This is a genomic window from Pseudarthrobacter sp. NKDBFgelt, from assembly GCF_046097905.1.
Taxonomy (GTDB): domain Bacteria; phylum Actinomycetota; class Actinomycetes; order Actinomycetales; family Micrococcaceae; genus Arthrobacter; species Arthrobacter polychromogenes.
In genome coordinates this window covers 1-520 of record NZ_JBJURL010000217.1, presented here as the reverse complement: position 1 = coordinate 520, position 520 = coordinate 1, and the positions used below count along the sequence as shown (strand labels likewise).

The window sequence follows — 520 nt, the reverse complement described above, 5'->3', positions numbered from 1 at the left end:
AACGGCGAGTCGAACGGGCGGAAGGACGCTCGGTTCATGTGGCGCGCCTCGATCTCATTGTCGGCGGGCGGGAAGTAGAGATCCTGAACGCACGGGATCAGCACGGCGCGCGCGGTGATGCTCTGCAGCGCTTTCGCGAAGTCGCCTCTATAGGCGGAAGTGGCGCTGATGTCCGCCGCCTGCCACGTGCGGAGCATCGCGAGAAGATCGTTCGCATCCCAGTTCCGGACGTGATCATCTTCCCAGTCGCAGAGAAGGTCCTCGATCGTCGCGTACCCGATCCGGCGATACAGCCCCTCACGGTAGAATGTCTGCGAATATGCCCAGCCAGCGTAGACCCGCGCGAACGCCCTGAGCCCGCGCGTGGGCGGATGCACGTAGTCGCCGCCGGCCCAGTCCTGATCCGCCTGAAGCGCCGCCTTCACGCCTTCAAGGAAAACGAAGTTGTGGGGGGAGACGCGCGCCGAAGCGCAGAAGGGAACGATCGCCTCCACCATGTCGGGATACTGCGACGCCCACT

Annotated in this window: 1 protein-coding gene; it reads right to left on the bottom strand. The window is 64.6% G+C overall.

All coding sequences use genetic code 11. The features are described 5' to 3' along the window. The coding region (locus ACKAE7_RS21230; RefSeq protein WP_408980255.1) for a hypothetical protein at positions 1-497 on the bottom strand (497 nt) is incomplete at its 3' end. Between the last annotated feature and the right edge of the window lie 23 nt (positions 498-520).